The 23,160-nt window shown below is 34.2% G+C and carries 27 protein-coding genes; 3 read left to right on the forward strand and 24 right to left on the reverse strand.

The features are described from left to right. Positions 1-3 precede the first annotated feature (3 nt). From HUE88_RS12340 to HUE88_RS12380, 9 genes are all read right to left on the reverse strand, one after another. Positions 4-957, reverse strand: coding sequence for a peptidylprolyl isomerase (locus HUE88_RS12340; protein WP_194369452.1), 954 nt, complete (start codon positions 955-957; stop codon positions 4-6). After that, complete coding sequence (locus tag HUE88_RS12345; RefSeq protein ID WP_194369453.1) at positions 954-2,096, reverse strand: 6-bladed beta-propeller; 1,143 nt, start codon at positions 2,094-2,096, stop codon at positions 954-956. Before HUE88_RS12345 ends, HUE88_RS12340 begins: the two co-directional genes overlap by 4 nt. A 10-nt stretch (positions 2,097-2,106) precedes the next feature. Continuing rightward, a complete protein-coding gene (locus tag HUE88_RS12350; protein WP_194369454.1) occupies positions 2,107-2,691 on the reverse strand; it encodes a YceI family protein in 585 nt (194 codons plus the stop codon). Between the two features lie 157 nt (positions 2,692-2,848). Then, on the reverse strand, positions 2,849-3,628 hold the full coding sequence (locus HUE88_RS12355; protein WP_194369455.1) for a cytochrome c3 family protein: 780 nt from the start codon (positions 3,626-3,628) through the stop codon (positions 2,849-2,851). A gap of 158 nt (positions 3,629-3,786) precedes the next feature. Further along, the gene (locus tag HUE88_RS12360) at positions 3,787-4,809 is read right to left on the reverse strand and encodes a cytochrome c3 family protein (RefSeq protein WP_194369456.1); all 1,023 of its coding nucleotides are present in this window, start codon (positions 4,807-4,809) and stop codon (positions 3,787-3,789) included. Positions 4,810-4,817: 8 nt separating this feature from the next. After that, positions 4,818-6,053 carry a cytochrome c3 family protein gene (locus tag HUE88_RS12365; protein ID WP_194369457.1) on the reverse strand — a complete coding sequence of 412 codons (1,236 nt, stop codon included), beginning with the start codon at positions 6,051-6,053 and terminating at the stop codon, positions 4,818-4,820. A 3-nt stretch (positions 6,054-6,056) separates the two neighbouring features. After that, positions 6,057-6,422 (reverse strand): c-type cytochrome, encoded by a 366-nt coding sequence (locus HUE88_RS12370; RefSeq protein WP_194369458.1) that lies wholly within the window; start codon positions 6,420-6,422, stop codon positions 6,057-6,059. A 56-nt stretch (positions 6,423-6,478) separates the two neighbouring features. Further along, entirely contained in the window at positions 6,479-6,922 is a 444-nt protein-coding gene (locus tag HUE88_RS12375; RefSeq protein WP_194369459.1) for a 2-thiouracil desulfurase family protein, read from the reverse strand. A 1-nt stretch (position 6,923) separates the two neighbouring features. Then, a complete protein-coding gene (locus HUE88_RS12380; RefSeq protein ID WP_194369460.1) occupies positions 6,924-8,339 on the reverse strand; it encodes an aldehyde dehydrogenase family protein in 1,416 nt (471 codons plus the stop codon). 269 nt (positions 8,340-8,608) lie between these two features. Here HUE88_RS12380 and HUE88_RS12385 point away from each other — a divergent pair, with 269 nt between their 5' ends. Continuing rightward, the gene (locus HUE88_RS12385; protein WP_194369461.1) at positions 8,609-8,833 is read left to right on the forward strand and encodes a hypothetical protein; all 225 of its coding nucleotides are present in this window, start codon (positions 8,609-8,611) and stop codon (positions 8,831-8,833) included. A gap of 11 nt (positions 8,834-8,844) precedes the next feature. Next, positions 8,845-9,234 (forward strand): thioredoxin family protein, encoded by a 390-nt coding sequence (locus tag HUE88_RS12390; protein WP_194369462.1) that lies wholly within the window; start codon positions 8,845-8,847, stop codon positions 9,232-9,234. Between the two features lies 1 nt (position 9,235). Here the strand turns inward: HUE88_RS12390 and HUE88_RS12395 are convergent, their stop codons facing one another. The 12 genes from HUE88_RS12395 to HUE88_RS12450 form a co-directional block, all read right to left on the reverse strand. Next, on the reverse strand, positions 9,236-9,565 hold the full coding sequence (locus HUE88_RS12395; RefSeq protein ID WP_194369463.1) for a YraN family protein: 330 nt from the start codon (positions 9,563-9,565) through the stop codon (positions 9,236-9,238). Between the two features lie 3 nt (positions 9,566-9,568). Continuing rightward, positions 9,569-11,632 carry a molybdopterin oxidoreductase family protein gene (locus HUE88_RS12400; RefSeq protein WP_194369464.1) on the reverse strand — a complete coding sequence of 688 codons (2,064 nt, stop codon included), beginning with the start codon at positions 11,630-11,632 and terminating at the stop codon, positions 9,569-9,571. A gap of 15 nt (positions 11,633-11,647) precedes the next feature. Continuing rightward, positions 11,648-12,379, reverse strand: coding sequence for an SDR family NAD(P)-dependent oxidoreductase (locus HUE88_RS12405; protein ID WP_194369465.1), 732 nt, complete (start codon positions 12,377-12,379; stop codon positions 11,648-11,650). A 12-nt stretch (positions 12,380-12,391) separates the two neighbouring features. Then, a complete protein-coding gene (locus HUE88_RS12410; protein ID WP_194369466.1) occupies positions 12,392-13,651 on the reverse strand; it encodes a homoserine dehydrogenase in 1,260 nt (419 codons plus the stop codon). Position 13,652: 1 nt separating this feature from the next. Further along, positions 13,653-14,873, reverse strand: coding sequence for an LL-diaminopimelate aminotransferase (locus HUE88_RS12415; protein WP_194369467.1), 1,221 nt, complete (start codon positions 14,871-14,873; stop codon positions 13,653-13,655). A gap of 69 nt (positions 14,874-14,942) precedes the next feature. Continuing rightward, positions 14,943-15,821 (reverse strand): hypothetical protein, encoded by an 879-nt coding sequence (locus tag HUE88_RS12420; RefSeq protein WP_194369468.1) that lies wholly within the window; start codon positions 15,819-15,821, stop codon positions 14,943-14,945. After that, on the reverse strand, positions 15,815-16,603 hold the full coding sequence (locus HUE88_RS12425) for a hypothetical protein (RefSeq protein ID WP_194369469.1): 789 nt from the start codon (positions 16,601-16,603) through the stop codon (positions 15,815-15,817). Before HUE88_RS12425 ends, HUE88_RS12420 begins: the two co-directional genes overlap by 7 nt. After that, positions 16,600-17,280 carry a 23S rRNA (guanosine(2251)-2'-O)-methyltransferase RlmB gene (rlmB, locus tag HUE88_RS12430; protein ID WP_194369470.1) on the reverse strand — a complete coding sequence of 227 codons (681 nt, stop codon included), beginning with the start codon at positions 17,278-17,280 and terminating at the stop codon, positions 16,600-16,602. Before rlmB ends, HUE88_RS12425 begins: the two co-directional genes overlap by 4 nt. Positions 17,281-17,360: 80 nt before the next feature. Beyond that, positions 17,361-18,176 (reverse strand): 16S rRNA (cytidine(1402)-2'-O)-methyltransferase, encoded by an 816-nt coding sequence (gene rsmI, locus HUE88_RS12435; RefSeq protein WP_194369471.1) that lies wholly within the window; start codon positions 18,174-18,176, stop codon positions 17,361-17,363. 85 nt (positions 18,177-18,261) lie between these two features. Next, on the reverse strand, positions 18,262-18,462 hold the full coding sequence (rpmE, locus tag HUE88_RS12440; RefSeq protein WP_194369472.1) for a 50S ribosomal protein L31: 201 nt from the start codon (positions 18,460-18,462) through the stop codon (positions 18,262-18,264). Positions 18,463-18,568: 106 nt separating this feature from the next. Continuing rightward, positions 18,569-19,246 (reverse strand): 16S rRNA (uracil(1498)-N(3))-methyltransferase, encoded by a 678-nt coding sequence (locus tag HUE88_RS12445; RefSeq protein WP_229860209.1) that lies wholly within the window; start codon positions 19,244-19,246, stop codon positions 18,569-18,571. Beyond that, on the reverse strand, positions 19,237-19,644 hold the full coding sequence (locus HUE88_RS12450) for a hypothetical protein (protein ID WP_194369474.1): 408 nt from the start codon (positions 19,642-19,644) through the stop codon (positions 19,237-19,239). Before HUE88_RS12450 ends, HUE88_RS12445 begins: the two co-directional genes overlap by 10 nt. 47 nt (positions 19,645-19,691) lie before the next feature. Here HUE88_RS12450 and HUE88_RS12455 point away from each other — a divergent pair, with 47 nt between their 5' ends. Continuing rightward, positions 19,692-20,939 carry a molybdopterin molybdotransferase MoeA gene (locus tag HUE88_RS12455; RefSeq protein WP_194369475.1) on the forward strand — a complete coding sequence of 416 codons (1,248 nt, stop codon included), beginning with the start codon at positions 19,692-19,694 and terminating at the stop codon, positions 20,937-20,939. A 185-nt stretch (positions 20,940-21,124) separates the two neighbouring features. On the opposite strand, the gene HUE88_RS12460 is transcribed toward HUE88_RS12455, so the two are convergent. The 3 genes from HUE88_RS12460 to HUE88_RS12470 form a co-directional block, all read right to left on the reverse strand. Beyond that, positions 21,125-21,706 carry a 6-pyruvoyl trahydropterin synthase family protein gene (locus HUE88_RS12460; RefSeq protein WP_194369476.1) on the reverse strand — a complete coding sequence of 194 codons (582 nt, stop codon included), beginning with the start codon at positions 21,704-21,706 and terminating at the stop codon, positions 21,125-21,127. After that, complete coding sequence (locus HUE88_RS12465) at positions 21,706-22,464, reverse strand: 7-carboxy-7-deazaguanine synthase QueE (RefSeq protein WP_194369477.1); 759 nt, start codon at positions 22,462-22,464, stop codon at positions 21,706-21,708. Before HUE88_RS12465 ends, HUE88_RS12460 begins: the two co-directional genes overlap by 1 nt. A 346-nt stretch (positions 22,465-22,810) precedes the next feature. Further along, a complete protein-coding gene (locus HUE88_RS12470; protein WP_194369478.1) occupies positions 22,811-23,095 on the reverse strand; it encodes a GIY-YIG nuclease family protein in 285 nt (94 codons plus the stop codon). Positions 23,096-23,160: the final 65 nt, after the last annotated feature.

The raw sequence follows: 23,160 nt of genomic DNA on the forward strand, positions 1-23,160 counted from the left end.
TATTTACCTTATAATTTTTGATTTTAATTTCAAGCGTTCAAGCAAATCTGTTCTTTTTTTATCTTCAAATTTTACTTTCAAATCTCTTCTCAAGCCATCTTTTATTTTATTAAACGAAAGTTGCTTGCTCTCTTTCATATCTTCAATTTTCACAATATAAAAGCCAATGTCCATCTCTATAATTTCACTAATTTCACCTTTTTTTAGCTTAAAGGATTTTTCTTCTACATATGGTTCCAATAATCCTTTATGTATAAAACCCATATCGCCACCTTTGATTCTACTCATTGCGTTTGAATATTTAGCAGCTATATCTCCAAAATCTGCACCATCTTGAATTTTTTTCATGGCCTCTTTTGCTTTTAACCTTGCATCTTCTTTCCCATTTTTAGCACTTGGATTATTTCTAATATATATAAGACGAACTCTTCTTTTTTCTGGTTCTTTAAACTTATACATATTTTTTTCATAATACTTTTTCAAATCTTCGTTAGTGATTGTTTTTTTTATTTTTTCTTTGTAAAGGTTATCTAATGTAATATCTTTTTTAATAGCTAGCTTTAGTGTTTCAAAAGAAACTCCATTTTTTTTAAATCCTTCTATTAAAAATCTTCTTGTATCTTTTACTCCCTTTACTTTGTTTTTGATAGTCCTTTCCATCTTCATAAGTTGGTTTTCTACGTCTTCTTTTGTTGCACCTAGATTTTCAGATAGAGCATAGTTATACAACAAAGCTCTATCTATAAGTGTTTTCATAGCTTTAATTTTTAAATCTTTAACTTTTTCATCAGTAACATTGGAATGTAAGAAGCTTTTTGGCATAAGCTTGTTTACTTCTCTTTGCAAATCATCTTCTGAAATTGAAATGCCATCTACAACAGCAACCGACGCCTCTGGTAACAAAGGACTCTTTGCAAAAAGAGCTAAACTTAATGTTAGTAACAATATTATTTTCATTTATTTTCCGCCTCATTGTAAAGCTCTTTTTCAAGCTCTTTTTTAATTCTCATCTCTTCTTTATTTATTTTACCATTAAGTCCTGACAATTCTTTATATTTTTCAGGATTACTTAACTTCCACTTTTCACTTAAATACTGAAATGTTTGAATTCTTCCGGTGAAACCATCTGCTATAATTATCTTGTCATTCTCATCTATATAGAGTCCAGATATAAGTCTAAATGTTCCAGGTTTAACATATCCAGCACCACCAAAGTAAAGTAATAATGTTCCTTTATCATCAAAGACCTGTACATTATTAAAAGCAGAATCAGTAACATATATATGTCCTTCGCTATCAACTCCTATACCTTTTGGTCTTGTAAATTCGCCCGGCCTAGTACCAACTTTTCCAAATGTACGAATAAATTTTCCATCTTTATCAAAAATCTGAACACGAAAATTTTGAGTGTCTGAAACAATTAGATTATTATTTCTACTATCAATCGCTACATTAGTAGGAAAATTAAATTCACCATCTGCATGTCCACGTTTTCCAATCTCTAACAACATCTTTTTCGTTTCTATATCAAAAACTTTTATTTTATGACCCTTAGTATCTGCCACATACAAACGATTTAGCTTTTTATCTATAGCAATTCCCGTTGGTTGTGCAAATTCTAACCTACTTCCAATAGCAGTGAGTAGTTTTCCTTTTTCGTTATATACCATTACAGCTTTTCTACGAGTATCACTTATATATGCAAATCCCTTAGAATCAAAAGCAATTCCAACAGGTCCACTCAATCCATCACCAATAAAAGAAACATCTTTAGTTTTTTCATCAATAACAAAAATCATCTTAGTTGCTGTATCTACAGCATACAGTTTACCGTTATCTATAGTTACTCCATAAGGCTTAACAATTAATGGGTTTTTGCTTTTATTTTCTATTGATTCCCCTAAAATTATATCTAAAGTATTCAATTCAACTTTTTCGTTGTTCTCTCCTCTGTAAGTTTCAAGATACTGTATCCTTGGCTCATCTGGAAAAGATGGGTAAACTATGTTTACTTTCTCAACTTTAACTTCTTTACTAAAGCACCCTTGAAACAATATAGATACTACAATAAAAGAAAATATAAAAAATATTCTCATAATCTATTCCTTATTTTTGATTTGTTTTACAAACTTTTTTTATTTTATAAAAAAGAGTGACATCACTCCATGTTTTACCTAAATGCTTATCGAAGCACTCTTTACTAAATGATGAAAATAGGTCTTTTGCATCAAAATCAAGAATATTTATATTTCCTGAAGCAGACAATGAGTTTCTCATTATATAATATTTCATATTTATTATTTTTTCAACACCATTCATACCTATTTTTACAGAGAGAGTACCCTCTCTTGAATTACGCATCTTTACATCTAATATTTCAGCACTTATTTCATCACCTTTAAGCTTGTCAAAGAAAAACAAACTCAATGTTTCATCCATAGCACCATCAGATGACTTTACACTTTTTTTATCAACAATTAAAGTTGCACCTACCAATAGCGCTTTAAGAGTATTTCCTTCTTTAGCAGCAGGTTTATACTCAAAACTAGTAAAAGTGGCATTCATGGGAACTTTATAAATTGTTTTATATCCAGAAAACGAAAACTCTATCTCATCCAACTGTGTTAACTTACAAACTTTTGCATTCAATAAAGAAATACCCAACAATATTATTAAAATAATTTTTTTCATAAAAATCCTTACATATATATTATATCTTTAATATATAAACAAAAGAAAAAAATTTAAAAAAAATAAAGCTTTAAGAAAAAATGCAGAAATTATATGGAGAAGGTTTGTAGTAGGTGGATAACCACCTACTACTTTAAAGTAACATCTATTTTAGATATTATTTAGCATGACAACCAAAACAAAGTTCACTTCTCTCATTTGTATGACGAAGGTAATTAACTTGTATATTAGTTGCTGACTGAGCAACACCAGTAGCATTATGCGGGTCATGACAAGAAACACATTCTACGTTACCGCCACGTAATAGGGCAGAAACTAGTTGACTTCCACTTGGAGTTACCCATGATTCATTATTTTCACCATCATCTAAAGTATCAGTAGTTTCTCTAAGGCTTGCTCTACCAGGTGTATATACTATAGATATAGGGTGATCATTTGAAAGATCAACAGCAGTTGCACCAGAAGCTGCAGAAACACCCATAGTTCCACCAATATTACCACCATATGGAGTTCCTAAGATATTAACAATATTCTGTGAACCAGCTATTGGTTGCATACCAGAACCAGGAGCATTTGCAATAGAATCTACAGCAGAAATACCATCGTGACAACTTAAACAAACCAATGATGCGCTAGCAATTGTTGTATTTGCCTCTGTTCCACCAACTGTCGTTCCATACGTAGTATAAACTTGAGTTTCATTCGAGTCAGACTTATTCCATAAAGGTGCGCCTGCAAAAGAAATATTTGCAGCGTGAGGCGTGTGACAATATACACAAACTTCACCATTATCATCATCACCTAGTCTAGCACTTAAATTATGTGGACTTGTAGAGTCAGTAATTGAAACCCCACCATAATTACCACCAGAAACACCAGCAAAAGTTACAGATGAAACCAACAATGAAGCTAATAACAATCTTAATTTAGTATTCAATATCTCTCCTTTTAAAATATACAAAGCTTAAACACCTATATATTTCTATTTGATATATCAGATCATAACATATAAACTTAATAAATGAAACATACTATAACTACAATTATAATTTTAGTTTTAATTAAGTTACAAAAAGTAACGTTATTGCTTTATGTTTACTTTTTATGGCATCTTTTACATACATTAAAAGGATGAGAGCCTTTCATTCTAAGTAGGTATATTCCTGTGGAGCCATGTGGATTGTGACAACTTGTACAAACAAATTCTCTTCCTGGTCGAGCTGGATCAGCTCTGTCTTTAGTTGGGTGTGCCCCTTTGTTTCTTGCAAAAACAAAACCTGAAACTATATGGTTACCTGGGATTGCTTTTTCTGTATGACATGTAGTACATAAGTTCCAAATCTTTTTACGAAGAAAAAATTCATTTTCTGAACCATGTGGATTGTGGCATCTTTTACATCTTCCATCATTAACAGGGCCATGACCATATCTGCTCGCCATCCAGTCTTCAACACTCTCGTGACAATAAGCACATCTAGTATAGATAGGATCTGGAGCCAAGTACTTTGATAAACCCTCATCATCTACGTTATATTCTCCACCATTACCAGTATGACAAACGTTACAAAGCCAGTTCGCTGCTGGTGCGTGAGAATTACTTGTATTTAGTTTAGCATTATGACATTTATAACATGTAGTTTCAGAGACATCATCAAAAGGCTCATCTTCATGGGGGATATTGTTTGTCATATCATGACATGACTTACACTTATCCTCTTCCTCTTGGGAGTGAAAATATCTTTTATCATATTGTTCTGAATCGTAAACATCTACGCCTGGCAAAACATCGTTATAAAAATAAGATTCTCTTTTGTCAGTACTAAGAAGTTTCCCATCTTTATATGCTTCTACTATGATTTCATTTCTTGCAGGATGAAGTTCAATCGTTTTACAATATGTAGCTTTTTGTGATGTCACATCTAATGTAGTATTTATATCACCTTGACGTATAACTATAGTATCAACTTTTTTATAATCAGCATCTATTACAAAAGTGCTATCTTTACCCTCGTAACGCACATAATCATATGGTTTTAAAATTTCTATTGAAGATGTCTCTTCTGCATTGCCGCTTAAAGCGACAAAGAGAAGGATAAAAAAGAGGTATATTGTTTTCAAAACTTGATTTACTTCAAGTTGACTTTTGGAGTCTCTCTATCGTAATGGCGACGAGCATGACAAGCTGGCGCACACGAACCACCATTTTCAGTTTCTATATAACGAATAGGGAAGTTTATTCTTCCAAACTGTGTTTTCTTTCTTAAGTGGTGAGGGTACTCTTTTGTTCCATGAAAATCATGACAAGCGCGACAAGAACGACCTTTAATTTTATTTACATGTACAAAGTGTATATTTTTATCTCCATTTCTAAAATTAGTTGCTTCTATAGTAAACTCAGCTTTAATTTTATCTGGCTCGTGACACTGAAAACAGATGTAATTTTTTTCGTCAAAACTTTCATAAAAAGTTCTAGGAAATGGTTTTTTTAACATTCTTAAATTGTTTGAGCCATGAGGATTATGACATGCTGCACAATCACCCCAAAGAATTGGACCATGCCAATCTGGGTTGTCTTCAAGATGCTTTGCAATATTTTGAAGCTTGTAGCCTGTCTCATCAGTTGTTAAAGATTCATTGTGACAAGTAAGACATAACTCTTTTGCCGTATCTTTTATAATAAATTTTGGATGCTCAGAGCCGTGAGGGTCATGACACTCAAGACATTTTCTTGGTCTGTCAATTGCTCCATGCTTATCTGTAACTTCTGCTATCCAAACTTTTTTATCAACATGACACATAAGACATATATCTTTTTTGCGATCGGCTTTTAATTGATAAAGATTATCTTCAGTATGAGGATCATGACAGTTTGTACATTGGTCTTTTACTGGTGGGTGAATATATGTAGTATTGTGTAAAAACTTATCTTTTGCCTCGTGACATGATGTACAAAGTTCATTAATACTTGATCTTACTAAAAGTTTTGCATTTGGCGATTCATGTGGATTATGACATGCCGTACAAGCACCTGCTCCAACTGGTCCGTGAATGAAATTTTTAGTATCTTTTGGTTCATGACATTGGTAACATAATTCTGGAGTATCAAGCTTTAAATCTTCTCCATCTTCAGGATCAGACCCCTCATGACAAACAGTACAATCTCCCCACTCATAAGGTGGGTGAACAACTTTTTTATCTGCTAAAAGTGCAGTTCCATAAAACTTTTCTTTCTCAGTTAAAGCCACTTCTTCTGTTGTAGCATTTACCATATCAGCAGATAAATCTTCAGCTGCAAATACATTTGTACATGTAAGCAATAAAGAGATTGCGATACTTCCTATATAAAAACGATTGTTTTTCATGTTCTACCTTTGTCTTGGTCTATCAGCAGCTGAAATAAGATATGTTGCTAATGCTTTCATCTTTTCTTCTGAGAGTGTTTTAATTTTTGCTAACTGTGGATTCATAACAGGTGCACGATCTGGATATACGATAGGTGTTCCTTGTGAACTCAGATAAGGCACTAAAGAGCTCTCTTTACCTGTGTAAGACTCTGCTATTTTACGAACTGATGGTCCTATAAGTTCCTTATCTAGCTTATGACAAAGAGTACAGCCTTTTGACTCAAAGATTGCTTTGCCTTTTGCTTTCATAACATCATCTAAATCTTCTGCCATAACATTAGAGAAAAATAATATGCTAAAAGATAAGCCTAATATAAATTTTTTCATTTAAAAACCTTTTTTAAAGTAATAGTGCGCCGATTGTACCATAACTTTTTTTAAATTTATATATTTAGGTATTCATCTTTTATATTTATATCTGCATATGTTACTAAAAATATTTCCGCTGCTATGCCATTTCCATATTTAATAATTTCTTTCTCACAATTTAAAATAGGGGTTGTTCCAAAGCCGCAACTTGGGCTTTTTGATTTGAGTACTATTACATCTACATGTAGATTTTGTTTTACAAATGTATTTATCTCGTCTTCTAAAAGTTGTGTCACATCTTTGTTGGTTTCATCTGTAATAATTCTGTTTTTTCCATCTACATGTATTACATTTATTCTCTCTCTTGGAGTTCCAAAAAGAGGTGCTTCTGGACAAAAAGGTATGATTTCATAATCTTTGAAAGCTTCTAGGACTTCATTTACTTTTTTTGTTTTACCATCATAGCGACAATTTTGGCCAAGTAAACAAGCAGAGATGATGACCTTTTTACTACACACTCTAACATATCACTACTGATTTGATTTCCGTCATCTCTTCAATAGCAAACTTAGGACCTTCACGCCCTACTCCACTAAGTTTTACACCGCCATAAGGCTGTATATCAAAACGAAGAGTTGGCATATCGTTTATAACTATTCCACCAGCATCCAACTCTGATATAGCACGCTGAGTAAGTTTTAAGTCATTTGTAAATACTGAAAACTGAAGTCCGTAAGGAGAGTTGTTCATACGAGGAATGGCATCATCAAACGAATCAACTTTTATAAGAGAAACAATAGGGGCAAAAACCTCTTCACAAACTATTGCCATATCATCTCTAACGTCAGCCATTACACAAGGGTAAAACATTCTCCCATCGTGTCTTGGAGTAAGAAGTGCTTTTGCACCCTCTTCTATAGCACTCTCTACCCAACCCATAGCACGAACGCAAGAATCATTATCTATAAGAGGACCCATAAAAGTATCATCTTCATAAGGTGAGCCAACTACGAGTTTTTTAGTTTCCTCTGCCATTTTATTTGCAAAATCATCATAAATATCGCCGTTTACATAAATCCTCTGCAAAGATATACAAACTTGTCCAGAGTTTACAAAAGCGCCTAATGCACAACGATTAGCCGCTAAATCTAAATCAGCACTTTTATCTATGTAGGTTGCCGCATTTCCGCCAAGTTCTAAAGATACTTTTTTAATGCCAGCATTTTTAGTGATAATATTTCCAACAGGAACAGAACCTGTAAAACTGATAACACGTGGAATATCACTCGTTATCAAAGCACCCCCAACCTCTGCATCGCCGTAAACTACACTTAAAGCATCTTTGATAGCAAACTCACTCTCAATAAATAGTTTCGCAAATTTATATGCCGTCAAAGGAGCTTCTGGTGTTGGCTTTAAAACAACACAGTTTCCTGCAACCAAAGCAGGAGCTAGTTTATGAGCAACAAGATTTAGAGGAAAATTAAATGGAGTGATTGCCACAACAACACCGGCAGGCTCACGAGTGAAAAATGCAGTTGTTTTTTTGCCACTGGCCATTGCATCAGTATTGATTGTTTCACCGTGCATTGTTCGCATAGTCTCAGCTGACAAAGTTACTGTTTCAATACATCTATCCACCTCAACTCTTGCAAAAGATATTGGCTTACCAACTTCATCGGTTATTGTTTTTGCAATATCCTCTTTTTGCTCTTTAAGCTTTTTTGCCACATCTAAGAGCCAGTTACATCTTTGAGAGAGGGTTGATTGTTTAGCATACTTTGTTGCGTCTTGCGCAATTTGCAATGCTTTTAAAGCATCTTTCTCATCACAAACAGGAGCATAAGAAACAACCTCTCCACTAAATGGACTTCTTCTTTCACTGTAATTATCTACTCTAGCTTCAACTGAGCCAAAAAATATTTTTGCTTTCATTAAATTTCCTCTGAAAAAAGTTTTTATATCTATAACTGAATACTCAACTAATTAACTAGACCCTGAATCAAGTTCAGGGTGACGGAGGTGCCCATCACTCCAAGATAAAGTGTCATCACTCCGAGACAAGAAGTCGTCATTCCAAACTTGATTTGGAATCTAACATATTCTTTAATCAGAGAATTCAATTATTTAGAAAATTATATCATTAAAGTAGCAAACTTATTTTATTTTATGCTATTATATTAACAGATAAACAGGAGGACGTCATGGAAGTTACTCGTTATATATTTCAGTCACCTTATTCTAGCCAAGTGCAAGTTGGAAGAGCTGATACTGTTTCTGTTGGCAGTAAAAGTACAGCAGACAGTAATTCAGGGCTTGATAGTGCCATAAACCAAACGGTTTCAAGTGCAGAAAATTTTAAAGCCACCCAAGTAAAAGATGTTGAACCTACGGTTAGCACAAACAAGACTTTGGATATTTACGCTTAAAAAAGAGAATAATGAAGATTTTTATAATAATTTCAATGTTAGTCTCGGCTCTTTTTAGTGCCGAACTTGAGTGGTTACATGATTATGATGTCGCCTTGTCAGAAGCGAAAAAAGCTCACAAAGGTGTTTACCTTTTTATTGGTGCGGATGTGTGCAAATGGTGTGACAGATTTAAAGAGATGACTCTCTCAGACAAAAGTGTAATAGAGAGGCTGAAAAAAGATTATATACTTTTATATATGTCAAGAGATAGGCATAAAGTACCAAAAAAATTTAAAGTCAGAGGTGTCCCAAGGCATTACTTTCTAACAGAGCGTGGTGAAATAGTACATACCGCTCAAGGGAGCAGAGAGATTGACGGTTTTTATGATTTAATTGAAGAAGCTGATTTAGCAAAATAGACTAAAGTGTAATGTTCTCCAAAAACTCTATATTTTTAGGCGTTACGACAATCGCATCAAAAACAAAATTTACATCTAGAGAGTTTTTTTTCATATATACATGTGCCGTTTTTATGATTTTTGATAATTTTTTTTGGGTTATATTTTGAATGGCACTCTCATAGTCAACTCCACTTTTCACCTCTATAAAATGGACAACTTCATCTTTTACTGCAATAATATCTATCTCGCCAAAGCGAGAGTAAAAGTTTCTCTGGGCTACAAAAAATCCATTCTCTATTAAAAATTTTACAGCCCTCTCTTCAGCTAAATCTCCCTTAAACCTGCTCATCTTTTAGCAGTTTATTACTTCTACTTTTATAGATTTAAAAGCAGCAGTCAAAATAAGTTCATCGCACTTATCTCCAAATAGATTATTTATCTTGGAACCTGCATGATGAAAAGTTGAAAAAAGTGTTTTTGGTTGTACTTTATTTGTTAACTTTACAAGGAGTGGCGAAGTTTGACCAAACTCTGTTTTTAAAATAACTCTTTCACTTAAAAAGTCTGGGGCATCGTCTTCATTCACTAAAAGAATATCTTCATCATAACGCTTCATTAAACTTGGTGTCTGTTTTGTTTGCGCGGCATTATTGTAGTGAGCGATTGTTCTCCCTGTTGTTAAATGATAACCTGTTAGCTTTTTAGCCAATATCTCTTCTATCATTCCGCGAAGTTTATATTGATGATAATGAAATTCTCCCAGCCCATCATCAGTTCTAAAATCTAGTTGATGAAGTATCGGTGTATCTTCTGTATGAACAGGCCACTGTAGTCCACGCTTTCGGTGTCGCTCTAGTCTGCTATACGAAGCTCCACTAAAACGACGATATGCAACCTCTCTTACTTCATCCCAAATCTCATTTGAGTTTTTATAACCATAATCTCCCCCCATTTTATTATCAAGAAGTTTTATTACTTCCCAATCATCAGGCAGGTCTGATTTTACAAGCGGTTGAGAAAGATGCAGACGACGCATTGCATTTACATAAACACCTGTTTTTTCATAGGCAGATTTTACACCTATTACTATATCTGCTCTTGATGTTATATCTGTCATAAAGAGTTCTTGAACCATAACAAACTCTAAGTTATCCATAGCTCTATTTAGTTTATTTAAATTTGGATGTATATGAGTTAAATCTTCACCCATGTTTAAAACAGCTTTTAAGCGACCATCTAACATCTCATCAACTAACTGAGGAGTCATAAGACCAACTTCTTTTGGCTCTTGGTAATCAGGATCATAATTTGGAAGCATTCCCATATCACAAGCACCTTGAACATTGTTTTGACCACGAAGAGGCATAAGTCCAGCTCCGCTTTTTCCTACATTTCCTGTCATAAGAGCAAGATGTACAATAGCCATAACTGCGTAAGAACCATCTAGATGTTCTGTAACTCCTAGTCCCCAAAATATCATAGATTGTTTTAGTGCGTATTCACGAGCTACTTTTGGAATCATCTTACTTAGATATTCATAACCTTCAATATTTTCAAAATATTTAGGATTTGCATATGGGTCATTTAAAATCTTCTCTTTAAACTCTGCGAAACCTTTGGTTCTGTCAGCAATGAAACTCTCAGCATAAAGCTCTTCATCCATAATTACATAAGCTATCATATTTAAAACAAGTAGATTTGCTTCATGTGGTATTATCGCTTTATATTTTGAAAATCTATGCAGTTTAATTTCACGAACGTCAAAAACAGCTAAGTTGTCATGTTTTTGAGCTACTTCAACTATACGGTTTGAGATAATTGGGTGAGCTTCTGTTGTGTTTGAGCCAATTACTATCATAAATTCGGCATTGTATATATCATTATACGGGTTTGTTGCCGCACCTTCACCAATAGTTTTTTTCATTCCAGTAAGACTTGGAGCGTGACAAACTCTTGCGCAATTATCTACATGTGGAGATTTTATAGTGTGGCGGGTAAATTTTTGAAAAAGGTAAACACTCTCGCAAGAGGTTCTAGCACCACCGATTGAGGCAATGCTTCTGTCGCCATAGTTTTTTCTAATCTCTTGAAGTTTTAGACTTGCTGCAGTTGTTGCAGAATCCAAATCAGTCTCATACCAGATATCGTCAAAATCAACTAATGATGAAGAGATGGCCTCTTTTATTGTTGGGTTTTTATCAAGAAAAGTTTTTCTTACTCTTGGTATTTTAAGTCTATCCTGTGAATCAACAAAATCAAAGCCATACTTACCTTTAATGCAAAGTTTTCCTTGTGAAACAACTCCATCAGGGTGTGCAAAAATCTTCTGAATTTTATTATCTTTAACCTCGGCAGCTATATCACAGCCAACCCCACAATAAGTACAAACACTATCTATTGTTTCAACATTTTCCATAAGAACTTCCCAACTTTAGTTGATGAAGTTTACAATTTTATCTCTTAAAAACTGCGGAAGTAAATTTAAAAGTTTGATAATTAAATAAAACCTAAGAGGAAAAGGATAAAACCTTTTATTCTTTTGGATAGCTCTGTAAATTACCATAGCACCATCTTTGGTGCTCAGTAAAAATGGCATTTTAAATTTATTTTTGTCCGTTAGCTCACTTTGTATAAAACCCGGCAGTATATTTATAACTTTTATTCCATCTTTTTTATACTTATATCTAATAGACTCAGCATAAGCATTCAGTGCTCTTTTGGATGAGCTGTATGCTTTTGAACTCGGCATGGCAATAAGTGAGGCTAGTGACGAGATAAATACAATTTTGCCACTTTTTTGTGTTATAAAACAAGGAAGTAAAATCTCTAAAATCGCATGGTTGGCAAGCAAATTTACATCAAAAAGTTTTTTAAAATCCTCAAATGGGGTTATCTCCAAAGAGTGCCCTATTGATACTCCAGCGTTTAAGATTACCATATCAACGGTACCGATAAGTTTGATTTTTTTTTGTAGTGTTTGGAAGTCGGAAATATCTACTGCAACTATCTCAATTTTTTTTACATGTGGAGCTAACTCCTCTTGGAGTTTTTTCAGACGCTCTTCTCTTCGTGCTAGTAAAATTAGCTCATTGTTTTTAGTGGCATAGAGTCGTGCCAACTCTTCACCTATCCCGCTGCTTGCACCTGTTATTAAGATTTTCAAATGTTTAAAAACCTATAAAATCCTAATCATAACGGGTTTAGTGTTTACAAACTCTAATGCTTCAATCTCTTTTATCATAGCTTGAATATCTTTCTCAAGAGCTACATGTGTAGCAATAAGAAGGTTTGCAGAGTTTTGTAAAGCTGGGCGCTGAAGCATGGTCTCTACTGAGATATTATTATCTTCAAAAACTTTTGTTATTTTTGCTAAAACACCAGTTTTGTCTGATACATTTATACGAAGGTAGTATTTTGACTCTATATTTTGTTTTGCTTTTAGAGTAAGTTTCCCCTCCATAGGTCTGTCAAAACCTAACATTGGTCTAGATTTTCCACTTCTTGCAATGTCTATTATATTTGCGACAACAGCAGATGCAGTAGCATCCCCACCGGCACCTGGACCATAGTATAGTGTCTCACCAACTTTATCCCCCACTACAGAGATTCCATTCATAACACCATCTATTTTTGCTATCATCTCCTCTTGTCTAATCAGTGCAGCATGAACTCTCAGCTCAACTTCATTGCCGTCTTTTTTAGCAATACCGAGAAGTTTTATAGCATAGCCGAACTCTTTTGCAAAGGTTATATCATCTTGAGTGACGTTTTGTATCCCTTCAATTAAGATATCTTCAGGTTTAGCATCAATTCCATAAGCGATACTTGCCAAGATTAAAAGTTTATGTGCAGCATCAAACCCGCCAACATCAAAAGTAGGGTCTGCCTCTGCATAACCTAATTCCTGAGACTCTTTTAAGATGGCATCATATGCCACGCCCTCGTTTGTCATCTTAGTCATCATATAGTTACATGTACCGTTCATAATCCCAACAATTGATTCGATATGGTTTGCAGATAGTCCGTCACGAAGGGCGTTGATAATAGGAATACCGCCTGCTACACTGGCCTCATACTCAAACGCTATATCATTGGCCAAACTTTGAAGTTCATAACGGTGATATGCCAAGAGTGCTTTGTTAGCAGTTACAACAGCTTTACCGCTTTTAAGTGCTTTTTTTACAACCTCAAATGCTTCTTCGACTCCGCCCATAAGTTCTACTACAACATCTATCTCACTATCGTTAAGTATATCATCAACATTGTCGGTTAAAGTAATATCTAAACCTCTCTCTTTGTTTAGATTTTTAACTACTCCACTTTTAACTACTATATCTACACCCGCACGAGCAGAAATAACATCAGCATTGTCTTTTAGTATTTGGACTACGCTTGCTCCAACAGTTCCAACACCTATTATTCCTACTTTTATCATACTATTTTTTTTCCTCTTCAAACTGTTTTAAAAACTCTTTGATATTTCTTGCTGCTTGACGGATGCGGTTGTCATTTTCTATCAGGGCTATGCGAACATACCCCTCGCCGTAAGCACCAAAACCAATTCCTGGAGCAACTGCAACGCCAGCTTCTACTAGAAGTCTTTTTGAGAACTCTAAAGATCCTAAGTGCTCCACGCATGCTGGAAGTTTTGCCCAAACAAACATACTCGATTGATTTTTATTTATTTTCCAGCCTGCTCTATCAAACGCTTCTAAAAGCACATCTTGACGATGCTCATACTTATCTGTTATATCTTGGACACACTGCTGATCTCCGTTAAGAGCTATCGTTGCCGCAACTTGGATAGGTGTAAACATTCCATAATCCAACCAAGATTTAATCTTTTGAAGTGCTCCTATTAGCTTTGCATTTCCTACAAAGAAACCAACTCTCCAACCAGCCATATTATAAGACTTTGAAAGAGTAAAAGACTCAACTGCAACATCTTTGGCTCCAGGCACACTCATAATTGACGGAGTCTTATAATCTCCAAATGTGATATCTCCATACGCTATATCAGAGATAATATAAAATCTTTTCTCTTTTGCCATGGCAACCAGTCTCACATAAAACTCATGCGTGACCGTTACAGTTGTTGGGTTATGGGGAAAGTTAACTAAAACATATTTTGGGTGTGGTGAAGTCTCTTTAAAAACTCTGTCTAAGTCTTCAAAAAACTTATCTTCATCCAAACAGTAGTGCTCGTCAAACTCTATCCCGAATTTTACAACATTTCCTCCCGCTAATATAAAAGAGTATTCATGTATAGGGTATGTCGGATCAGGGACAACAGCCGTATCCCCAGGATTTGTTATTGCGTATGCTAGATGTGCATAGCCCTCTTTTGAACCCATGGTCGCAACACACTCTGTCATCGGGTCCAAATCGCAATCGAATCTTCTTTTATACCAATCAGAGATTGCTATCAGAAGTTTAGGAATACCTTTTGATGTCGAATAACCATGAGTCTTAGTTTTTTGGGCAGATTCTATTAGTTTTTCTCTAATATGCTCCGGTGTATCGCCATCTGGATTACCCATAGAAAAATCTATCACATCAGCACCCGCTCTACGCTCAGCCATCTTAAGTTCATTTACCTCAGCAAAGACATACTTTGGTAGTCTTTTCATCTTGTCAAACTGTATTTCATCAAACATCAAAATTTCCTGTAAAAATATTAATGGTATTTTAGCTAAAAATGTTTACAAAATGATAATAAACTTTTTTTACTGCTTAGGAAGTGTTTCTCTTGTGCCAATTGGTGTTAATATCAAAGCATCTTTTATGTTTTTTAGAGTATATATATCAGAAATTTTTATATAGTATGTATTCTCTTTCATGTCCAAAGTAATTCTAGCCCTTTTTGCATCTTTTTTAATGACTCTTAATAACTTTAGTGATTTATCGTAATAAGCAATATATGGATACCAGTTATTTCTACGTGAGCTGGAGATTCTTAATTTTTTAATCTTTGACACATCCAGCCAATATGAGTAAAGAGATCTCTTTAGCTCCAGCTCTTCACCCTCTTCAAGAATTTTTGTATCTAGCTTGGCTTTTTGCATATCAACAATATAAGTCCAATCCGTTTCAGACTCTTTTATAACATCTATTATTTCACAACCGCTTTTTTTTAACTCTTGAGATAATATAAGAGGATCTGCTGCATATTCTGATGTCAAACTTATCTGCCATGTAAACTCAGATATTTTTAAATTAGACTCTTTGGTTACATACTTGTAATAGCCTATATTTTGAAGTGAGTCACTCATAATCTTAACAAAAAACAGAGGAGGACCGTCTGTTTTAAAGCTTATATTGATTTCGCGGGGTTCCTTAAAAAAGAGATTTAAAACACCGTTTTCCTTAAGGGTTTGTATAACCTTAACAGAATCAACTCTCCCGTCACTTATGTAGTAATCTTTTTTTGGAGAAAAAATAATATCTATATATGCCTTATCTTTTTTAAATGCAGCTTCACCAATAAAAGATTTAATCTTCTCTGTTAAAAGATTTTCAGAGTTTAATGAATCTTTATGGATATTTTTAGTCTCAGCAGCAGAAAAAGAGAAAAGAAGGGCAAGTAGTAAAAATACTTTTACCATATATTTCCTCTATTTAAATTTCTAAACTCTTCAAAATTTAACTCTTTTAGTTCAGCATCTTTATATAAAAATCTTACAGTCTTTGGATTTTTATACTCTTTTACAACTCCATTGATTTCAATATTTATATGTCCATGCCCAAATGCCAAAAGCCAATCTTTACTTGGATCGAGACTAAACTCATCGGAAAATGTTGTTTGATATTTTTTATATGTGATTAAATCGATATAGCCTAGCCAAACCTTAGTTCTTGGAAAAATTTTAAAAGAGAGTGCCTCGCTTTTAGAATCCTCTACCACAGTTTCTTCTTTGATTACTTCCACTTTCTCTATTTCGGAACTATTCTCATCTTTTATATCATTTGCAATATTACTTTTTGCACTATCAATTACACTATTGTCAACAGTTGTATTTTTTGACACTTCTTTATTTATTGATTTTATATTTAAAAGAGCAAACACAACAAAAATTGCTAATGCAACTCCAATATATATAGGAGCCAAATTTCTTTTTTGATTAGAAAAGAGAGAAACTTTAGTACGGTTTTCTTCGTTTATTGGGGGTGTATTATCATTAAAATATTCTACTGCTCTACTTTTAAGCTCACTTAAATCAATAGAATATTCACGTTCCAAAATAGATATAAAACCAAACAGCTGCACTCTGGTCATACCTTCAAAGCTCTCATGCAAAATAGCTTGTACATATTCTCTGGAAATATGGGTAGCTTCATGTATTTTTTGGGCACCAATTTCTTTTAATGCGTCATACCCACCTTTCATATTCTCATCCTATCCATTAAAATAGCTCCAGCCACACTAACATTCAAAGAATCAAATTCATGTGACATTTTTATACTTACCACTTCATCTAATTTTGAGATGACTCTATCAGTAAGTCCTTCACCCTCACTTCCTAAAAATAGTGCTCTTCTACGCTTCAGTTTTATATCTCTTATATCTGATCCACCCATATCAGCACCATAAGTAGTAAAACCAGATGTTTTAAGATCATTCATAACATTATGAACATTTGTTTCTATCGCAAAAGGGATATCAAACAGAGCGCCAGTACTTGTTCTAAGTATTGCTTCAAATGGGAGTTTTTTAACCCCACAAGCAATAATGCTGTCTGCACCCAAAGCGTAAGCACTTCTAACAATTGCACCTATGTTTCCAATATCTGTCAAACCAGATAAAACAAGTACAAATTCGTGATTTAAAAATGTTTTATAATCTTTAAGTTCATACTCGTCTACCTCCGCGAGAATTCCTTGATGAGAAGCATTTTTACACATTTTACCCGCAGCATCTGCAGGTATTCTTTTTATCTCAAAACCCATTCTCATAAGTTTTGAGTACTCTTTTTTATCCATCTCTTTAGCAAGATATAAAGTCCTGATTTTTTCAGGATGCTTATTGATAATATAATTGATTGGTTGTTTTGCATAAATTAACATAAAGACATTCTATCTAAAATAAATTAAAAAAAAGTTTTATATAGTTTTTTATTACAAAAGTGAGCATTTGGCATTGAATATTATATATTTAGCAGTCTTTGATAACAGGCTTTTGTATTTTCACCTGTTATTTTGCTAATGAGTTTTGCCTGAATTTTTTTAGGTATATCGAGTTCTAAAATATCATTTTGACTTATCGCACTGCTATTATGTGCAGCACCAGCTTCAATCACAACAACCCATTCACCACGAATATTGCCATTAAGCTTCGAGAGGCACTCATCCGCAGTCCCAAAATAGTAGTTTTGAAATTTTTTTGTTAGCTCTTTTGCTAAAAATATTTTTCTTGAAGGCTCTTCAGCCGCAAGTTCTTTTAAAAATTTCTCTAATCTATGTGGTGATTCGTAAACAATTGTTGTAAATCCACTATTTAAAGCGCCTTGTAGTGAAGAAGCTCTGTCTTGGCCCTTATGAGGTAAAAATCCCCAAAACAGCATTTGAGTTTCAACAAAGCCACTTGCTACAAAGGCTGTTAGAATGGCATTAGCACCTGGAAGCACATCATACTCCACTCCATTTATTTGGCAATATCTCACCAATGCTTGTCCGGGATCACTTATACCAGGCATTCCTGCATCGCTTACATAAACTACATTGACATCAAAAAATGATGTCTCTATTTTTTCAATAAAATCTTTTTCGTTGTGAGAATGAAGTGAGATAAAATTTTGGTTTTCTTTAAAAGAAGTATTATATCGCTCTTTTAAAATATGGATGAGTTTTTTGGTAACGCGTGTGTCTTCACACAATAGTGTATCGGCATCTCTCAGGGCCTCTATGGCTCTAAGAGAGATATCACCTATGTTTCCAATCGGTGTGGGTACTAGTTTTAACATTTCTCATATAATCTGAAAAAGTCCAGATTATACTCAGTCACTAAAGTTTCGCCTTCAGCGAGAAAAGTCATAGTAGTGTCTTAAATTAGTTTTTAGCGTAACGCTTGTTAAATTTCTCAATTCTACCAGCAGTATCTACCATTCTCTCAGAACCTGTAAAAAACGGGTGACACTCGTTACAAATATCAATACGTAATTCATCGTTTTTACTTTTTGTTTCAAAGCTGTTTCCACATGCACAAGTTACGGCACAAGTTACTAATTTAGGGTGAAGATCTTTTTTCATGTTTTGCCTTTTTGATATTCGGTAATTTGCGAATATCTATATATTTTTTTAATCCGTATGGGTGCGGATTTTTTCAAGTGGAATTGTACCTAAAATTATCTTAAACTTACAGCAGTATCTTGCTGACCACTGCCATAACAGCACTTTCAGAGCGTAGAATCATTGGTGTAGATAGTCTAAAATTATCTTGTTTGCTTAGAAACTCTTTTTCTTGCGCTGAAAAACCACCTTCACAACCAATTAGAACTGTATCAAATTCAGCACCGCCATTTAAAATATTATCGCAAAAGTCAAAAACCTTTGTCTGTGGAAATTCATCTATAAAATCTTTTATATTTTTATATGTATCAAACTCTATATAAGAGCTTCTTCCACTTTGTTGCATAGATGCTTCTGTAATCCTCTCAAACCTCTTAAAATCAAGTTTGAAATTTTTTTGACTTCTTGCACACGATATAAAAGAGATTTTTTCTACACCTATTTCACATAATGATGGAAGTACTTTTTCTATTGAATTTGCATCAATAATGCACCAGGCTACATGTAGAGACTTTTCACTTTTTATCTCTTTAAGTTCAGAGCAGACAAGAGAGAGTTCCAACACTTTTGGCTCTACATGTAGAACTCTGTACGTGTGCAAATTTTTAGTATCAGTTCGTGAGCGAAAACTTAGTTCATCACCTTCACAATGGCGTCTAACTTTAACTAAATATTTGTAAAGCTCCCCTTTTACATGTAAGGATTCCTTACCTGCATCATCGTTAAAAATATAGGTCAAAGCCACATCCAAAAAGAGATACTTAAGGTTACTAACACTTCAAGCATTAAAATTTTAAGCGCAAAAGTTTTATACACACTTAGAGCATTTTGCTCTTTTTTGTTCAAATATTTCAATCTTGATGAGCGTTTTACCTCCAAGACTATTATAGCTACTGCAAAAATTATCATAGCAATATTTGCTAAAGTGAACTCAAGATGTTTAGCGGCCATCATAACAATGCCTGTAAAAATAATTACACCAATTGCTATTGAACCTATTGGCATAAATAGCCTCATAAATCTTCTATATTTAGTTATATCTTTTGCACGCAAAAGCATAAAAACATTGATTAAAATCACACCCAAAACAGACATAACACCGTAGTTATGTGTTACAATACTCATATCATACATTTCATTCATAGTGGAATTTTACTATAATTATTATAATTTTTACTAAAAGGCGGGCAATGGCTGTAACTATCGAAGAAGCGTTAGAACTTATCTATAAAAACTCACCAGAAAAATCATTAAAAATATTGCCACTTGAACAACTACTAGGTTATGTTTTATGTGAAGATATAGTCGCAAAACACAACCTTCCTCCATACGACAACTCAGCGATGGACGGCTACGCTGTAAAAGTTGAAGATGGCGGCAAATTAGTAAAAGTCACTCATACTGTTTTTGCAGGCGATAGCTCAAAAGAGGTTCTTGAGTGTGGTTTTGCTATTAAAATTATGACGGGTGCGAAAATCCCATTTGGGACAGAGTGTATAGTTCCAATTGAGGATGTAAATTTAGTAAGCTCTAATGAATCTAGTAAAGGTGCAGAAGTTAGTATAACCTTGCCGCATAACCTACAAAAAAATAAACATATTCGATTTTGCGGTGAAGATATTAAAAGTGGGGATAAGCTTCTGCATAAAGGGCAAAGAGTTCATGCTCACCACATAACTTTACTGGCATCACAGGGTATTAGCCATGTCAGGGTTTACAAAAAACCTAAAGTAGCTATTTTTGCTTCGGGAAATGAGCTGAAAATGCACTTTGAAAATGTTCACTCACACCAGCTGTACAACACAAACAGCCCGACTTTTTATTCACGCGCACTTGAGCTTGGTTGTGAAGTTGAGTTTATAGGAACTGCACATGACTCGCTTGAGGATATCCATCTTCACATAAAAAGCGCACTTGACTGTGACCTAATCGTTACATCTGGTGGAGTTAGTGTAGGAGATGCGGACTTTACAAAAGAGGCTTTTGGAGCATTTGGCTATGAGATATTTTTTGATAAGGTGGAGATAAAGCCTGGAAAACCAACAACTTTCGGTAAAATTGGAAATACCTGCGTGTTAAATCTCCCTGGAAACCCATTAGCTGCAGCGCTGAACTTTGAACTCTTTGGACAGAGTATTATATTGGCGCTAAGCGGTGATGAGTCTAAATATTTAAGCACGATAGATACAAAAATGGCAACTGATTACAGATTAAAAGCTGGAAGAAGAACATTGGTCCCGGGTTTTTTTGATGGCAACTCATTTGCACCATATGAGAAGTTTGCACCAGGGATGATATCTCCCCTCGCCACTTCAAACTCTTACATAATTATTGATGAGAGTGTCGGTTTTTTAGCAAAAGAGAGTAGTGTGAAAATTATTCCTACAAGATTTTATTTCACCTCTAAAGAGAGTAGTGATTTAGTTAGCACTCAGTAGAACAAAGCACAAAAATGAGCTTAAAGGATCCGTCATTCCGTACTTGATACGGAATCTAGCTCGCGAGACAAGGCAACTAGACTCACAGTCAAGCTGAGAGTGACGAAATGCTTATCTATCTGAGAGGAGAAAAATGAGTTTAAAATCTCCGTCATTCCGTACTTGATACGGAATCTGGTTTATAGCTAAACACTAAGAGGGTTTATAAAACTCTCTCCTCTTTTTATTTTTTCCCAAAGTTCTGTATCGGACCAATCATTTTTTATAGTATCACTAAAAATAATAGTCTCTAAATCAATTATTCCCATATTTTCAGAGTAAGCATCTTGCGCAAAACATTGAGCATAGCCAGTATCTGTCTCATGAACAATAATACTGTTTAGTTTTACTTCTCTCTCACCATTTACTGTTTTAGTAAGCTTTAAAATTCTATCAATCATAACAAATATAACACGAGAAAACTGCTCGGCTGATGGGGATACCGGAAGTTGAATCCATCTGTCAGAGTATTTTTTCATATCTCTTATATAATTTTCATCATCTTTATCCCAAATAGTTACAGCATGGTCAAAACAGTCAATAAAAGCTTTCATATTCTGCTTCATAAGACCAAAATCATAAACCATTTGAGCATTGTCTAAAAAGTTGGACTCAAAAAGCAGTTCAATCTTGTATGAGTGTCCATGTAGGGAGCTTCTGCATCTTACAGTTGAGCAACCTCTCACTATATGAACGTTCTCAAATTTAAAAAGTTTTCTTATTATCATTACACACCTTTTTCTTTATCCCATATTCTCATATGGAGTCTGTCGCTAAAATTGTACCCTTTTAGTTTACAAAACTCCACCAATGGCTCTGTATTTGCTTCAACTTCTTTTTTTGAACCACCAAGAGGCATACAGAAAATTTGTGTTTTTGGTGCATATTTCACTATACTAGAAATTTCATCTTCCAAATCAATATTTATGTATGATGCACCAATCGTAAACTTAAAAAAAGTCTCTTTGGCATTTGAGGTGATAGATTTTAGAACCTCACCTCTCACTCGTTTAGACAGAGGCTCGCCTGAATTGTATAACTTTACAGACAAAGCAAAGATACACTCTTTAAATACTGGATACTCTAAAAAATCTACATGTAGAGATCCGTTTGTCTCAAATGTAATTCTGTGTCCCGCTACATGTAGAGCATTTAAAAACTCAATAAACACAGGTTCATTAGCGTAAATAAGAGGTTCTCCACCAGTTAAAACTATATCTACATGTGGAGGTAATTTATAACTGCTTAAAATACTCAGGATTTCATCAACTTTTGTTATTTGAGTCCAATAATTACTAAAGTGTTGTTTATTTACAGCGTGAATTGTATCGCAGCCAAGAATTGTAGTGCCATCTTCTAAGACCTCTTCACAGCCAAAGCCTTCGCACTTCATATTACAGCCACCAAAACGAAAAAAAAGTGATGGAGTCCCTATATATTTTCCCTCACCCTGAATGGAGTAAAAATGTTCTACCAAATATATCATTCTTTCCCTTTTTTTTAAATAGATTCTGGGTCAAGCCCAGAATGACGTTTATGAAGATTAAGATCCTGAATCAAGTTCAGGATGACGAACACAAAGCAGAATTACTTTCAAGATCCTGAATCAAGTTCAGGATGACGAGCACAGAGCAGAATTACTTTCAAGATCCTGAATCAAGTTCAGGATGACGAACGTAAAATCTCGTCATTCCAAACACAATCACTCGTCATTCCAAACACAATCACTCGTCATTCCAAACACAATCGCTCGTCATTCCAAACACAATCGCTCGTCATTCCAAACACAATCGCTCGTCATTCCAAACTTGATTTGGAATCTAGCTCAATTCTTACAATATTTCACTGTATAAATCATTCCAGCTATTATTTACTTTTTCAATCAACTCTACTTTCCACTCTCTTTTCCAAGATTTTAGCTGTTTCTCTCGCTTAATTGCTTCATTTATATCATCATAAATTTCATAATAAACTAATTTTTTAAGATTATACTTTTTTGTAAAGCAATCCATTAGTTCATTTTTATGCTCGTAAACTCTTTTAATTATATCAGATGTTACACCTATATACAAAGTGCCTTTTGGCTTGTTTGTCATTATGTAAATAAAGGAATTCATTTATTTTCCTTAAGCTAGATTCTGAGTCAAGCCCAGAATGACGAACAAAATCACTCGTCATTCCA

The organism is Candidatus Sulfurimonas baltica (genome assembly GCF_015265455.1).
In the GTDB taxonomy this organism is placed as follows: Bacteria; Campylobacterota; Campylobacteria; order Campylobacterales; family Sulfurimonadaceae; genus Sulfurimonas; species Sulfurimonas baltica.